The organism is Venatorbacter sp. C2-1 (assembly GCF_022832715.1).
GTDB lineage: Bacteria > Pseudomonadota > Gammaproteobacteria > Pseudomonadales > Oceanobacteraceae > Venatoribacter > Venatoribacter alkanivorans.
Map to the genome: position 1 here is coordinate 3,543,895 of NZ_CP094879.1, position 14,542 is coordinate 3,558,436.

Here is a 14,542-nt window from a genome sequence, read left to right on the forward strand (position 1 = left end):
TTCGATTGTGCGGAGCACTGTCTGAATATGAGCAACACCGATGCCCCGATTGGCGTGATTCTGCTGGCCGCCGGTAAGAGCGAACGCTTTGGCGGCGACAAGCGTCTGGCCGAAATCCGCCAGCCACAGGGTACACAGCAGCCGATGCTGCTCACCACGCTGCAGCAGATCCGCGCCAGCGGTTTACCGCTGTTTGTGGTACTGCGCCCCGGTGACCAGCAATGGGGCGATGCTCTGGATAAGCTCAGTATCGATTGGGGCATCTGCCCGGAAGCGGCACAGGGCATGGGCCATAGTCTGGCCTTTGGTGTACACGCCACCCAGCACTGGAATGGCTGGCTGATTGCGCTGGCCGATATGCCCTTTATCCAGCCAGCCACCTATCAGCGCGTGGCAGCAGCCCTTAACCAGCACAAAATTGTACGCCCGATACTGCAGCGCACAGACACAGCTACAGGTGCAGACACAGGCAAAACCTTAAACGGCCACCCGGTCGGCTTCAGCCGCAGCTACGCCTGCGCACTGACTCAGTGTCAGGGTGACGAAGGCGCCCGCCGCCTGCTGACCGACAACCCGCAGGATGTATACCTGCTGCCACTGACGGATAAAGGCATAGTGCAGGATATCGACCGGCCGCAGGATTGCTGAGCTGCTATCTCTAGCCACCGATCCCTCCCCGATCCCCGCCTCCTACTCGAAAAACCAGTACTTTATACCTAGTCAGCAATGCTGATTTTTCTGTTATTAATACGATCTGCCTATCTGGCCCGGTGAAGACTGGGGTAAAGGCAGCGGTGACTGCAGCAGTGAAGGCGGGGAGTGAAGGTAAACGGCAAGCGCTGTTGTCTGCCCGCTCAGATGTAAAGAGGTGCTGAGCACACAAAGCGCAGATTTTTCAGTTCATACGAGATCCGGCACGTTTTGCATTTGTGTATGTGCGCTTTGCCAGCCCAGACGAAGAAAAATCTGTTAATAATCCCGGGGTTGAAAATCGGATTTGCAAGTTTACAAAAACAGAAAAACCTGATTAACATGCGTGCGCGTTTTTCCGGGAGGGATTTTTGAATTTTTTGGCAATGATTTATTCGGGTATTTTCGAATGATTTTTTCGGAATTAATGCGCATGCATACTAATAAACTTTTGGACGTCATGAGAGCAAAGTGCTTTGTAACAGGAACTGTGATGATATTTGGACTCTTCGGCGGGAAAGCGTCAGCATCGAGCGAGGATTTGTTCTGGAAATGGTTCGTCAAGAACGAGGCTGCGCTTTACGCGATGGAGCAACCCAATGAAGCCCTATTTGACGAGCTTTCTGCGAAATTCGAAGCAATCAATGAGGACCTCGCGTTCGAATTTAGCCCCGTTAAGGGAAACGGAAAGAAAGAATTTGTTGTTAGCGCCGGTGGCATAAAAGCATCTTTCCCAGCTGTTGAAGCGGTGATTGATGCTGCTCCAAAGCTAGAGCGTTGGGAGTGGGTGAGATATCGTCCACGCCGTTTGCCGCTGAACAATATTAGCTTTGGAGGCATAGATGTAAACGTCGAGGACGTTCGATATGTTATGGGCAAGGATGGAAATAAAGTCGGAATAATCCTGTTCATGCCTGGGTATTCAGATGAACAGCACAGTCTATTCGGCCAAATTGGATACCTACTGCTAGATGAAGCTTTGGGAGAGTACACAGTTGCAACTAAGGTCGGATTTATTCAATTTCAGGCTCCCGACACCGCGTACTTCGATCAGTCGTCTCCATTGCCTCAGTTGCCCGGGCATTTTGATGAGTATCACGGCATAGGGCGGGTGCAATGACGCCCAACAACACGTTGCAGGTGAGTAATGAGCGATAACGAATTCACAGAGAAGATGCTTGACGAATGGGCTCACGACACAAACCTTGCTTTTATAGTTAAATTTCATAATGAAATTAGGCGCTTAATCGGTAATGAAGTGTTTAAATTCAACAATATACTTGAGAAGGAGGTAGACCCTAATTCAGAAACTTCTCAGTCATACAGATATGCAAAAAACTTATATATCGAAACAATTGAACCAAATTTATGCACTGCCACTTATTTAATGATGTTTAGTCACCTTGAGGAGTGGCTGCTTAATATTCAGAAATCAACTAATAGAAAGGTTGATTTAAATATAGAAAAGGGCTGCATTTCGAGATTCAAACCAGTCTTAAGAGATGGTTTAGGCATTGATCTTTCATCGTGTAATTCATGGAATTGGATAGTAAATACTGAAAATATCCGCAATTGTCTACTACATGCAAATGGTCGAATTAATCACACGAAAGATCCTAATAAGGTCAAGAACTTAGTCAAAGCTTCCAAAAAAGCATTGGCTATAAAAAACAACCGCATCTGCATTTCAGGCGAGTATATTTCTCAGTTCAGGGCCAATATTTTAGATTTAGTAAAGTTGGCTTATAACAAGCAAGCCATCTAACAAGTACAAAAAACCGGATGCTGATCTTGCCCCACCTTAACGGACACCAACGTCAAACTGACGAGGTGTCCAACGCTCCAATTTAAATAGCCGGGCACGATCCGGCAGTATTTAAATACGTTTAAAACCAGGCACCTCCCTGAAACCTTTCTGTCACCAGCCCTAAGGCCGGTGCTGCTTCTGCCACGCCCGTGGCGATATTCCCGTCCAGTGGCGGAAATGCCGGCTGAATACCGCCACCTCGGCATAGCCCAGCTGCAGCGCCAGCTCGGTGATGGTCTGGGCGCCATAACGCAGTTGCTGCTCGGCCAGACTCTGGCGCACCTGCTGTAATAAGCCACGGTAACTCTCACCATTCTGCTGCAGCCGGCTTTGCAGTGTGCGTTCATGCATGCCCAGCGCCGTCGCCACCCGTTCGATACAGCATTCGCCGGTGGGCAGCAGGCGGCCAATGATGTCCCGTGCCTGATCGGCCAGATTGCCGGGATAGCGGCTTTGCAGATAGTGCAGATGCTCCTGCAGATGGCGGTTCAGCGCTTCTTCATCCTGATGATTACGACTCGCCAGCTGAGAGCTTTTCAGCACCACACCGTCAAAAGGCTCAGAGAAACGCAGTGGCGGTAATGTACTGCTGCGCTCATCTGCGCCCTGCCCGGCCGGAGCGGGCTGGCGCAGGTGCAACGTCAGGGCGGTGCTGCTGATATTGAGCAGGCTGCAGACAAACATGGCCAGCTGCGCCACGCTCAGCTGCATCAGTTGCTGCATTCCATGAGGGGACTGCACATTGATCGACAGCGCCAGCCGCACCTGCTCGCCCTGCGGCTGCACTTCCAGCGCTACGCCCGCCGCATGCAGATACAGATTCTGATTCACCCGCGCCAATGCTTCGGCCACCGTCGCCTCGCGCGATACCAGCATCGGCAGATCGCCGAGCACATGCAGCGTCTGCCGCTGGGCCAGCACAACGCCGAACAGTGGCTGGGCACAGCGCTGGGCGGCTATTTCCAGTAATCCGGCCAGACGCGGATAGGCGATATAAGTATTCGGGTCGCGGAACTGCGCCTGACGCAGGCCTGCCTGCTGCATCAGTTCTATCGGGTTTTGTCCGTATTCCAGCACCAGTTGCTCGAACTGGGCGGCTGCACCACTGCGTACCAGATACATCCTCAGACCTTCCGCTATTCCACCTTCAATACTCGCAATATATCAACTTAAGCTCGTAAAAGGTCAAGAATCTGTGCAATTAACCACCTACATTGGTGCTTAACAACAATAACAAGCAAGGTAAAACGTATGCGCTTAACAGGTAAAACCGCGGTAGTCACCGGCGCCGCAGGTGGCATTGGTCAGGCCATTGTCAGCAAGTTACTGGAAGAAGGTGCACGGGTTCTGGCTGTGGATCTGTCGGCCGAAGCCCTCGGTGTTTTTAAAAATCTGAATACCGACCGCGTACGTACGCTGGCGGTTGATGTTACCGACTACGCCCAGGTTGAAAAGATGGTGCGCCATGCCGCCGAGCAGTTCGGCCGCCTGCACATTGTGATTAATAACGCCGGTATCGGCCTGGCCAAACCTCTGTTGCAACATGATCCAAAAACCGATTTTGACCCGGTTACGCGCGTCAATCAGCACGGTGTGTATTACGGCATTCTGGCCGCCGCCCGTCAGTTTCAGGCACAGGGCAGCGATGGCGTAATTATTAATACCTCATCGGTCTACGCCAGCATCGCCTCCGAAATGACTTTTGCCTACAACGTCAGCAAGGCTGCGGTCGACATGATGACCAAATGCGCAGCGCTGGAGCTTGCAGGCCTGGGTATCCGCGTCTGTGCTGTAGCACCGGGACGGGTGGATACGCCGATGCTGCGCCAGTACGAAGCACTGGGCCTGTGGGACCATATCCGCAAAGAGCAGATGCGTCAGACCTTTACCCAACCGGCCGAAATCGCCAACGTCGTGGCCTTCCTCGCCAGCGACGAAGCCAACTGCATTAACGGCTGCACCATCAGCGCGTCCGATGGTTTCGAAAACTTTAAATACCCCCTGCTGGGTCCTGCTTAAACAATAAACAGAATCCGGAATTAACGCCCATAACCAACAATAAACATAAAACCGTGAGGTACTAACCATGGCATTACCCGACGTTATCCAGCATCAGGATTTTTTACTGACCCTGAACACCAACGAAGAAAATTTAATTAAAGATGCCCTGCCCGGCGTTGATGTATACCCGCTGTTTCTCGATCCGGAAAACGGCACCTGGGTTATCCGCGCAATATTCAAAGCCGGCGTCACCCTGCCTAAGCATTTTCATACCGGCGTAGTGCATTTTTATACCCTGAGCGGCCGCTGGAATTATCTGGAATATCCCGATCAGCCACAGACCGCCGGCAGCTATTTATATGAACCGGGTGGTTCCATTCATACCTTCCATTGCCCGGAAGAATCCGGTGGTGCCGATGGCTTTATGGTGATTTCCGGCGCCAATATTAATTTCGATGCCGACGGTAATTTCATGAACATCATGGATGCCGGCTGGATCGAGCAGATGATTATTGCCGCCGCCAAAGCACAGGGTGTAACCCCACGCTATATCAAACCCGGTGCGATTGCCGGTTTCAGCAACGACTGAGCAGGAACAACACTATGGCAACCATGAATGCTGTTGTAATGCAGGACGGTGCGCTGAGTGTGCAGCAGATGCCTTTGCCCGAGCCGCAGGCCGGGCAGGTACTGGTGCGCAGTCTGGCCTGTGGAATCTGTGGTTCCGATCTGCATATTACCCGCCACACCGGTGAGGTGTTTGATTTTTACCGCAAGCTCGGTGTGATGCCGGACAGTCTGGATAATCATACCCCGCTGTTACTCGGCCACGAATTCTGTGCCGAAATTGTCAGCTACGGCCCGGCCACAGAAAAGAATCTGCCAATTGGCAGCCGGGTTACTTCGGTGCCGATTCTGCTCAGCCAGAACGGTGCCGGTGTGGGCGTTACGCCGGGGTTAAGCGGTGCTTATTCTGAATATTTTATTCTCGACGAAGCTCTGCTTCTCCCAGTGCCCGATAACGTACCGACCGAAGCCGCGGCACTGGCCGAACCGCTTGCCGTTGGTTTGCATGCGGTTAACCGCAGCAATATAGGCGCAGAAGATACTGCTTTGGTGGTCGGTTGCGGGCCTATTGGTCTGGCGGTTATTTCTGCGCTGAAATTACGTGGCATTAAAAATATTGTTGCCGCCGATTTACAGCAGGACAAACTGCAGATCGTGCAGGAATTTGGCGCTACGGTCAGCGTTAATCCGGCACAGCAGGATGAAGTAGCTCTGGCCACAGAGATTGCCGCCGGTCAGCGTCTGGTTATTTTTGAGTGCGTAGGCCTGCACACATTAATTGATGGCTTTGTGCAGCGCGCACCGGCCAATGCCACACTGGTTATCACCGGCGTGCATACCGCGGTGTCGGCCATTAATTATGCCTACGCCACGGTCAAAGAGCTGGATATGCGCTTCTCGTATTATTACCAGCCGGAAGAATTCAGCGAATGCCTGAATACTATTGCCGCCGGCAAAGTGCCCTGGAAAAAGCTGCTGACCGGTAAAGTCGGGATGGACGGTGTGGCGCAGGCTTTTCAGCAGTTACTGAAACCTAACCCGCATATCAAAGTGGTGATTGAACCCTGGCGTAACGGTGCACTGGAAAGCACGCACTGAGCATCTTTCCATGGCGGTGGTTTATTTTTAATAAGCCACTGCCCGCTTTAAAGGTGCCTGTTAACACTAATTAAACTACCTGCTAGAGAATACCCGGTGACTGACCAATATGAGGTTCACCATCATAGTCCAGCGCGATACCGTGCTTACCACCACGCTTAACCTGATACATAGCTTCATCCGCGCAACGCAGCAGTGTGCTCATCGTTTCGCCGGATAAGCGCCGCAGACAAATGCCGATACAGGCACTGACAGCAACGGTCTTACCATTATTCAGCTGAAAAGGTTCACTGACGGATAACAGTATCCGGTTGGCATGCTCATACACCACCTGCGAACTTTTCACATCACGCAGAATAACGACAAACTCATCACCACCTAAACGCCCGGCTGCATCATTTTCGCTGACCGAAGCCCGAAGACGACGGGCAATTTCCTGTAGTAACTCATCGCCAGCCCCATGCCCATAGCGATCATTTACCGGTTTGAAATCATCCAGATCAATCAGCATCACCGCGGCACTTTCATTATCCGGGGCGTATTTTTTTATCTGCGCAAAAATACGCCGCAGACCATGACGGTTATTTAATCCGGTTAAAGCATCTTCGGTTGCCTGACGCTCCAGCTGGTTTTTAGCTTTTTCCAGTTCAGCGGTACGTTCCGACACCCGGCTTTCCAGTATCCGTTCCTGCTCCCGCAATGTGTCCAGCAAGGCCTGCTGAGCTTTTTCCTTTTGCCGTTTTAAATCGTTAAAGCGTGCGGCAAGTGCAAACGACAGCAGCAACATTTCTGCTGCTGAACCTAACTGCATGCCATACACGGTAAAAAAATTAGACGGAATCAGGCCAGCGTTGCGCACCGATAACAATGCCGTGCCAATCAGCAATAATGCCCAGGCCGTGACAAAAATACGTGCCGCCGGTATTTTACGCCGCACCGCCGCGCCTCCGGTGACCAGCAATGTAACGGTTGTCATAATGCCCATCACCGACATGATCTGTAAGGCATGCTGAACACTGCTGATCAGTGTCAGTGCCGCCCCGGCCCACCACAGCGGAATGGCCATACCGAGAAAACGATGCCAGCGCGGAGCCAGCGTCTGCATCTGCAAAAAACTGCGGGCAAACATCATTGCCAGTGCCGTTGCCACGCTGAAGCCGGTCGGAACAATACGATCAGCCAAACCTGTCAGCGCCATATCCGGCCAGAAAATTAACGACCCTATGCCATTCATGCCGGAAGCGGCAAAGCCAAAGGTAAAAACAAAAGCCGAATATAAAATAAAGGTTTTCTGACGCAGTGCCAGAAACAGCAAAAAATTATAACAACCCAGTGCGATCAGCATGCCAAAATACAGCGCCAGAATAATGACCGTCTGGGTATTATGCAGAGAATATTCACGGGCTGATAATAAACGGGTATTAAGTGCCATTCCCGCATGGTTAACAATGCGTATATAAAGTTCGGTTTTTTCTCCCGGATTCAACTGCAGCGGAAAAGCAGGTTTACGCCCGGCTAACGGCCATTGATCAACAGGAATATAACGCCCGGCACGCAGTGTTTCGCGGCCATCTGCACGGACAATGTACAGGGTAACGTCGTCAAGATAGGCATACTCAAATTCCAGAATCCACGCCTGTGATTCCTGCAGCTGTGGCTGTATTTCAATATGCAGCCAATATGCATCATGGGTATAACCAAAATTCAGCTGACGGCGGTCACTGACGGCAGAAAACCCACCAGCACGGGCCAGAATGTCATCTAATCCGGCCTGTGCTCCCTCATCAATCAGGTAACGGCTGTGCTGATCAAGCAGAATTTCCTGATCATTGTCTGTTACCGTTAGCGCCGCCGCTGTCTGCGACAGACACAGCAGCAGAGAAAAGATGAACGCCATAACAAACGGCGGTTTATGGTTATTCAAGTATGTTCCTCATTCTTTCAGGAGACAGGCGCGCAACATTGCCGCGCAGCCAACGATCTGCTGAAGCTCTTAATCACGGATAATAAATATCAGGCAGTATAGCCGTTACAGGATGATGAACAGGAGGACGTTAATCGGGCAGCTGTTCGTCCGCGCTCAGACAGATCACTTCATCACCAACCTGAATTTTTCCGGCACGTAATATTCTGGCGCACAAACCGCCGTGCCCGAGCATCGCCGCATGACCACCAGGGCCAAGCACTTCATCCATGCGCGAACAGGGGTGGCACAATGCCGTTGCCTGAAATATGGCATCACCAATACGGAACTGCTGGTAACGTAAGGCCTGCAGGTTAATACCACTGATCATCAGGTTACGCCGTAGCAGTGCCGGATCAATGCTCTCACGTTTAAGCAGTTTTGCCACAACATCCAGATGCTCAGCATTAATCAGTGTTACCTGTCGTGCCGACCCCGGCGTTCCCTGACAACGGCGGTCGCCTTCAAGGCCGAGATCCGCAATAGCATAGGTCTGCGCCACACTCAGCAGTGCCGCTCGCCGCGCAGGGTGCAGACCAATCCAGTCAAGCCTGCCCTTCTCCAGAACGCCGCTGAAGCGATCAAATAATGTGTGTTGACGGCTCATAAAAATCACTCACAAATGACAGGACCGAACGCGGGCATAGTACTACGTCTGCGCCGCAGCATGGATTATTCCTGCGTAAACAAAAGCCTGGCATCAATTTCATAACATAAGTTAACTGAACCCACATGGCCGGCACAGATCATACGAACTAGACTGAAAGTATCCTCTCAGTCAGGTCACCGGAGACGGCTCCCAGATGTTGCGTACGTTGCTCTGTTGTTTACTGTTGCTTAGTCCGGATTCCAGCCCGCTGGCCGGGGTATCTGCAACAGCCGGCAACAGTTCACCGGATTCATTACTGAACATCGACAGCAGCGGCCAGCAAAGCATCGCCGATAGCAGCCACGGCGATGACCCACTACTGACCCACACTGGTTCACCTGCATTATTTATCCCTGATGGTTACAGCCGGACTCCGGTCTGGCAGTCATTCAATGTTTACTACCTGCCTTTATCCCCCATACGTGCCCCACCAACAGCCTGATAGCAATTTAACCTTTCAGATTTTTGCACGTTTGCTGCCCTTGAATGATCAGGAGATTACTATGCCTAAACTCACTCTTTATCCGGTTGTCAGTGTGGATGAACTGGTATATCCGGAACAGTCCCCACGCTACACACTGGAAAGCCGTGCCATGCAGTTCTTTACCGATTTTTATACCATTGAACCTCTGGTAATTGATTCCACCGTATCAGCGATTGAAGCCCGCAACACGATGATTAAAACCCATGTGCGCATGAAGCTGGTAGTGGATGAGAATGAGCACTTTGTTGGTGTTATCAGTTCACGGGAGTTATCGGAACAGAACATTATGGCCAAAGCCGCTCAACTGCATCACAGCCGTGAAGATATTCAGGTTACCGACCTGATGATCCGCAAAAAAGATTTACTGGCACTGAATATTGATGAGGTTAACCGTGCCAGCATCAGTGATGTTGTTAACTTCCTGAAGGATAATCACCAGCAGCATTGTCTGGTGGTGGATGAGCAGATGCATCAGATCCGCGGGATTTTTTCAGCCAGCGATATCTCACGCAAACTGCAGTTGCCCATTGATATTAATGAGCAATCCAGCTTCAGTAAGGTATTTGACGCGGTATCCTGATTCTTTGACCGTTCAGCAGACAATAAAAAACCCCGCTATGCGGGGTTTTTTATTGTTCTGCCAGGACCTGAATCAGACATCTGCCGTTGCCAGAAGATGATTTTCATACTCTTTGCGCAGATCCACTTTGAGTAATTTACCGGTCGCAGTATGCGGCAGGGATTCAACGAAAATAATGGCATCCGGCATCCACCATTTGGCAATTTTATCGCTGAGGTAATCCATCACATCTTGTTCTGTCAGGTTGCTGCCCTCTTTACGAATGGCCAGCAGTAACGGACGCTCATCCCACTTAGGATGACGGGCGCCGATCACACAGCATTCAACCAGTTCAGGATGACCAACGGCGGCGTTTTCCAGATCGATCGAGCTGATCCATTCACCGCCGGATTTAATAACGTCTTTGGAGCGGTCAACAATGGTGAGGTAATTATCCGGACTGATGGTTGCCACATCACCGGTATCAAACCAGCCATCAACGAAATTACTGCGGTCATCATTTTTATAATAACCACTGATAATCCACGGACCACGCACCAGCAGGCGACCGAAGGTTTCACCATCCCGTGGCAATTCTTCGTTCTGGTCGTTAACAATTTTCATCTCAACACCATACACAGGACGGCCCTGTTTGGCCTGCAGCAGATAGCGCTCTTCCAGCGGCAGCTTTTCCATATGGTTGTTATGCGCGTTGACGGTACCAATCGGGCTCATCTCGGTCATGCCCCAGGCATGAATCAGGAAGGCATCGTGTTTTTCCTGGAACGCACGGATCATGGACAGCGGTGCTGCAGAACCACCAACAACAACGTTTTTAACCGATTCGAGTTTTTTACCGATGCTGTCCATATGATTCAGCAGCATCAGCCACACGGTTGGTACGCCGAGTAATAAATCCGGTTTTTCTGCATCGATCAGTTCCCACAGGGATGCGCCATCCATACCTGGTCCCGGGAATACCTGTTTGGCACCGGTAATTGCAGCAGAATACGGAGTACCCCAGGCATTAACGTGGAACATTGGAACAACCGGCAGGAAGCAGGATGTGGAAGCCAGACCCAGCGCTTCTTCACCGATGGATGCCATAGCATGAATAACCGTTGAACGGTGGCTGTACACAACACCTTTCGGATTACCGGTGGTGCCGGAGGTGTAACACATACTCGCAGCACTGCGCTCATCAAATTCCGGCCAGGTAAATACATCCGATTCTTTGGCCAGCAGGGTTTCATAACACTGTGCATTAGGCAGTGCTGTCTGTGGCATTTTGTCTTCATCACAGAGCACGACAAAACCTTCGACGCCGGTAATCTGGTCTTTAATACTTTCCAGCAGTGGCACAAAGGTTAAATCAACAAAAATCCAGCGGTCTTCGGCATGATTAATAATAAATGACAGCTGCTCGGCGAATAACCGCGGGTTGATTGTATGCAGCACGGCACCTGAGCCCGACACACCAAAATACAGTTCAAAATGGCGATAACCATTCCACGCCAGCGTAGCAACACGGTCACCTTGCTGAATCCCCATACGAGCTAATAAATTAGCCACTTTACGTGCACGCTGTGCGGCATCGCGCATGGTGTAACGGTGAATATCGCCTTCACAGCGACGGCTGACGATTTCGCTGCCGGGGTGGGTTTGTTCGGCATGCTCCAGCAAACCGGAAATCAGCAGCGGACGATCCATAATCTGGCCAAGCATAATTAGTCCTCGTTATTTATTTTTATCGGATATCAACATACGACACATTAAGAGGATTAGAGTAATGACTCAAGGTTCTTTCGTGTTACGAATTGTCAGGAAAATAACGATAAAACAGATGTTCATCTTTTTTCGGGCCGGTGATGTGCCAGGTCAGCTCAAAGCCATTAGCACTTTCGCGCAACTCTCCGGAATATAAGTCATTAATACAAACGTGATCTTGCGCACTTTTCCATAATCCATCAGTCGTTGGAATGAGTTCGAACAAAAAGACCGGCTCACCACGGCGTCCATGAGAGAGGACAATTCCGCTGGTTGTCTTACGCCAGATAAACCGGTTATGCATCTCAACAATCTGGCCATTCTGCAGCTGAAACTCGCCCTGCTCGATAAAATGCCGCTCATCAGCGTTGCTGTCGTCTATCTGCACCTGACCGCGCCCTTCTCCCTGCCAGCCGGTCAGCGAGCGTGGCCCGGGACGGGATTCGTATGTAAAACCACCAATGGTTGCCAACCGGTTCCACAGGTGCTGGATTCGCTCCGGTGTTTGCTGCATGCTGCCGCCTTTACTGCTTCTGTATGGATGTTCGGGTATGCCAATTCTGTGGGCCGTTACCCTGCTTTGGGCCTTTTCCTTCTCGCTGATCGGGGTTTATCTGGCCGGTCAGGTCGACAGTTATTTTGCCGTATTAACCCGGGTTGTGCTCGCTTCTCTGATATTTATTCCCTGGCTTGTCAGAAATCCCATTGCTCCAGCTCTGGCCGTGCGTTTAATGGCCATTGGTGCCGTCCAGCTAGGGTTGATGTATCTGTTTTATTACCAGTCTTTCCTGCTGCTCAGCGTACCTGAGGTGTTGGTTTTCACCATTTTTACGCCGGTATACGTGACTCTGATTTATGACCTGCTGGCGCGGCGTTTCCGCGCGGCTTATCTGTTCAGTGCCATCATTGCCATTCTTGGCGCCGCGATCATGCGCTATAACCAGCTCAGTCAGGATTTCTGGCTGGGTTTCCTTGTGGTGCAGGGCGCCAACCTCTGCTTTGCCAGCGGTCAGGTGCTGTACAAACGTCTGCTGGAAACCTGGCCTTCTTCACGGCCGCTGGTTCAGCATCAGAGTTTTGGCTGGTTTTATCTGGGCGCACTGCTGGTTGTGCTGCCGGCCTGGCTGCTACTGGGCGGGGATAAATACCCGGCCAGCTCACTGCAGTGGGGCATTCTGTTATGGCTGGGGATTGTCGCTTCAGGGCTGGGGTATTTTTTCTGGAACCTGGGTGCGACCAGAGTCAGTAGTGGTCAGCTGGCGATTATGAATAATGCGCTGATTCCGGCGGGTTTGATTGTTAATCTGCTGATCTGGAACCGCGATACCGATGTGTTACGGCTGGCAGCGGGCGCTGCGGTGATGATGCTGGCGCTGTGGCTGGTCAGCCGTTATCAGAAAAATAACGGCTGACACGAACGGACTATTCGTCGGCGGCAAACAGGATTTCGGTTAAGGCTTTAACGTAACTTTCCGGCGGCTGAGCGCCGGAAATCAGGTATTTCTGATTAAGAATAACCGCCGGCACCGAGCGGATACCCACTTCCTGCCACTGCTGCTGGGTGGCACGGATGGTGTTGGCATAGCGCTCTTCCGCCAGTACGGCAGCCGCTTCTCCGGCATCCAGCCCGGTTTCTGCCGCAATCGCACATAATTCTTCAGTGTTACTGACATCGCGTCCATCACGGAAATAAGCCGTAAACAACGCCATCTTCAGCTCGGTTTGTTTGCCCTGCTCCGCCGCCCAGTGCAACAGTTGATGTGCGGCAAAAGTGTTGAGAATGCGCTGTTCATCGCGGAAATTAAAGGTAAAGCCCAAACCGGCACCCATCTGCGTAATACGCTCACGGTTAGCGCGGCTTTCCTCGTCGCTGCTGCCGTATTTTTCTGCCAGATGTTCACGCAGGTTCTGCCCTTCGGCCGGCATATCCGGGTTCAGTTCAAAGGGTTGCCAGTGAATATCGGCGACAATTTTGTCCTCCATTGCCGTCAGCGCCTGACGCAGACTGGCATAGCCAATCGCACACCACGGACACATAACATCGGAGACAATATCAATACGGAGAGTGGTTTTCATACGGGATTCCGCCACAGAAAAGCGGCCAGTATGACCGTCTCTTCTGTGCCTGACCAGTCATGCCAGTGCAACAGTTTTACCTGTTGGCCGCTGTTTTCCGGGCATTAATCAATATCGACGCCATGACGCTTTTTCAGTGCAGCGACCAGGTCCGCCTGGTCACGCAGAAAGGCGTTAAATTCGTCGATAACCTGCGGATGGGCCATCGTCGATAAACTGAAATCGGCATCGGCATAAGGCAGTTCACGGTCAAACACCAATGCCCCCGCCTGACCATTTTCTTGCAGACGTTTGGCAGCAACCACCACATTGCCATAAGCCCCTTCGGCACGGCCAGCCAGCACGCTGCTGAGTGCTGCATCCAGATCATTAACCTCCTGCAAGGCGATGCTGCCCTTACCAATGGCATCCATATACACCCAGGGTGTAAAGCCACGAATGGTGACCAGTCTGGTCAGGGTTTTACCCGGCTCGCGTGCCGCAGCCACCATGACACCATCAGTGGCCACCAGCGTTACCTCGCTGTAATACAGCGTTTTATCACCGCGTTCCGACGCAGCCCATTGCGGGTTATCCGGATATTTAAAGTCGAGCTTACCGCCTAAAAAATCAGCAAAAAGACGTTTTACCGGTAACGGACGATAGCTGAAGGTATGCCCGGAAGCTTTGCCAAACGCATCAAGAAGATCGCGGGCGTAGCCCTCATATTTGCCATTATTGGTGGCATAAATCGGGCTGTATTCCAGGTTCTCTACGCCGACCACGTAATCACGGGCGGCAGCGGTCGGGATAATGCACAAACTGAGTAACAGCAGAAAAGCAGATTTCATATCGGGCCTCCGGCGCAGCCAAAAAAATACGGCACCACGTATTCAACCCGC

The 14,542-nt window shown here is 51.5% G+C and carries 16 protein-coding genes; 9 read left to right on the forward strand and 7 right to left on the reverse strand.

Annotated elements, in window-relative coordinates:
* The first annotated feature begins 27 nt into the window (after positions 1–27).
* From MT343_RS15895 to MT343_RS15905, 3 genes are all read left to right on the forward strand, one after another.
* Complete coding sequence (locus MT343_RS15895; protein ID WP_145466449.1) at positions 28–648, forward strand: nucleotidyltransferase family protein; 621 nt, start codon at positions 28–30, stop codon at positions 646–648.
* A 388-nt stretch (positions 649–1,036) separates the two neighbouring features.
* Positions 1,037–1,810, forward strand: coding sequence for a hypothetical protein (locus MT343_RS15900; protein WP_145466450.1), 774 nt, complete (start codon positions 1,037–1,039; stop codon positions 1,808–1,810).
* Positions 1,811–1,837: 27 nt separating this feature from the next.
* Positions 1,838–2,455 (forward strand): hypothetical protein, encoded by a 618-nt coding sequence (locus MT343_RS15905; RefSeq protein ID WP_145466451.1) that lies wholly within the window; start codon positions 1,838–1,840, stop codon positions 2,453–2,455.
* A 162-nt stretch (positions 2,456–2,617) separates the two neighbouring features.
* Here MT343_RS15905 and MT343_RS15910 read toward each other — a convergent pair whose 3' ends face one another.
* Positions 2,618–3,619 carry a helix-turn-helix transcriptional regulator gene (locus MT343_RS15910; protein WP_145466452.1) on the reverse strand — a complete coding sequence of 334 codons (1,002 nt, stop codon included), beginning with the start codon at positions 3,617–3,619 and terminating at the stop codon, positions 2,618–2,620.
* A 129-nt stretch (positions 3,620–3,748) separates the two neighbouring features.
* Here MT343_RS15910 and MT343_RS15915 point away from each other — a divergent pair, with 129 nt between their 5' ends.
* From MT343_RS15915 to MT343_RS15925, 3 genes are all read left to right on the forward strand, one after another.
* Entirely contained in the window at positions 3,749–4,516 is a 768-nt protein-coding gene (locus tag MT343_RS15915; RefSeq protein ID WP_145466453.1) for an SDR family NAD(P)-dependent oxidoreductase, read from the forward strand.
* 67 nt (positions 4,517–4,583) lie between these two features.
* On the forward strand, positions 4,584–5,087 hold the full coding sequence (locus tag MT343_RS15920; protein WP_145466454.1) for a 2,4'-dihydroxyacetophenone dioxygenase family protein: 504 nt from the start codon (positions 4,584–4,586) through the stop codon (positions 5,085–5,087).
* Between the two features lie 14 nt (positions 5,088–5,101).
* On the forward strand, positions 5,102–6,163 hold the full coding sequence (locus MT343_RS15925; protein ID WP_145466455.1) for a zinc-binding dehydrogenase: 1,062 nt from the start codon (positions 5,102–5,104) through the stop codon (positions 6,161–6,163).
* Between the two features lie 82 nt (positions 6,164–6,245).
* On the opposite strand, the gene MT343_RS15930 is transcribed toward MT343_RS15925, so the two are convergent.
* Positions 6,246–8,087 carry a diguanylate cyclase gene (locus MT343_RS15930; RefSeq protein WP_222428437.1) on the reverse strand — a complete coding sequence of 614 codons (1,842 nt, stop codon included), beginning with the start codon at positions 8,085–8,087 and terminating at the stop codon, positions 6,246–6,248.
* Between the two features lie 130 nt (positions 8,088–8,217).
* A complete protein-coding gene (locus MT343_RS15935; RefSeq protein WP_145466456.1) occupies positions 8,218–8,733 on the reverse strand; it encodes an MOSC domain-containing protein in 516 nt (171 codons plus the stop codon).
* A gap of 196 nt (positions 8,734–8,929) precedes the next feature.
* Here MT343_RS15935 and MT343_RS15940 point away from each other — a divergent pair, with 196 nt between their 5' ends.
* Together MT343_RS15940 and MT343_RS15945 are read left to right on the forward strand one after the other, a co-directional pair.
* Entirely contained in the window at positions 8,930–9,217 is a 288-nt protein-coding gene (locus MT343_RS15940) for a hypothetical protein (protein WP_145466457.1), read from the forward strand.
* 61 nt (positions 9,218–9,278) lie between these two features.
* Positions 9,279–9,839, forward strand: a complete 561-nt coding sequence (locus MT343_RS15945) for a CBS domain-containing protein (RefSeq protein ID WP_145466458.1) — start codon at positions 9,279–9,281, stop codon at positions 9,837–9,839.
* A gap of 72 nt (positions 9,840–9,911) precedes the next feature.
* Here MT343_RS15945 and MT343_RS15950 read toward each other — a convergent pair whose 3' ends face one another.
* Together MT343_RS15950 and MT343_RS15955 are read right to left on the reverse strand one after the other, a co-directional pair.
* Entirely contained in the window at positions 9,912–11,543 is a 1,632-nt protein-coding gene (locus MT343_RS15950) for a long-chain-fatty-acid--CoA ligase (RefSeq protein ID WP_145466459.1), read from the reverse strand.
* A gap of 85 nt (positions 11,544–11,628) precedes the next feature.
* Positions 11,629–12,099: a DUF6314 family protein gene (locus MT343_RS15955; protein WP_145466460.1), complete on the reverse strand. Its 471-nt coding sequence runs from the start codon at positions 12,097–12,099 to the stop codon at positions 11,629–11,631.
* A 37-nt stretch (positions 12,100–12,136) separates the two neighbouring features.
* Between MT343_RS15955 and MT343_RS15960 the strand changes: the two genes are divergently transcribed.
* Positions 12,137–12,997, forward strand: coding sequence for an EamA family transporter (locus MT343_RS15960; protein WP_145466461.1), 861 nt, complete (start codon positions 12,137–12,139; stop codon positions 12,995–12,997).
* Between the two features lie 10 nt (positions 12,998–13,007).
* Here MT343_RS15960 and MT343_RS15965 read toward each other — a convergent pair whose 3' ends face one another.
* Both MT343_RS15965 and MT343_RS15970 read right to left on the reverse strand, forming a co-directional pair.
* Positions 13,008–13,661 (reverse strand): DsbA family oxidoreductase, encoded by a 654-nt coding sequence (locus tag MT343_RS15965; protein WP_145466462.1) that lies wholly within the window; start codon positions 13,659–13,661, stop codon positions 13,008–13,010.
* A gap of 104 nt (positions 13,662–13,765) precedes the next feature.
* Positions 13,766–14,491 (reverse strand): substrate-binding periplasmic protein, encoded by a 726-nt coding sequence (locus MT343_RS15970; protein ID WP_145466463.1) that lies wholly within the window; start codon positions 14,489–14,491, stop codon positions 13,766–13,768.
* Positions 14,492–14,542 lie beyond the last annotated feature (51 nt).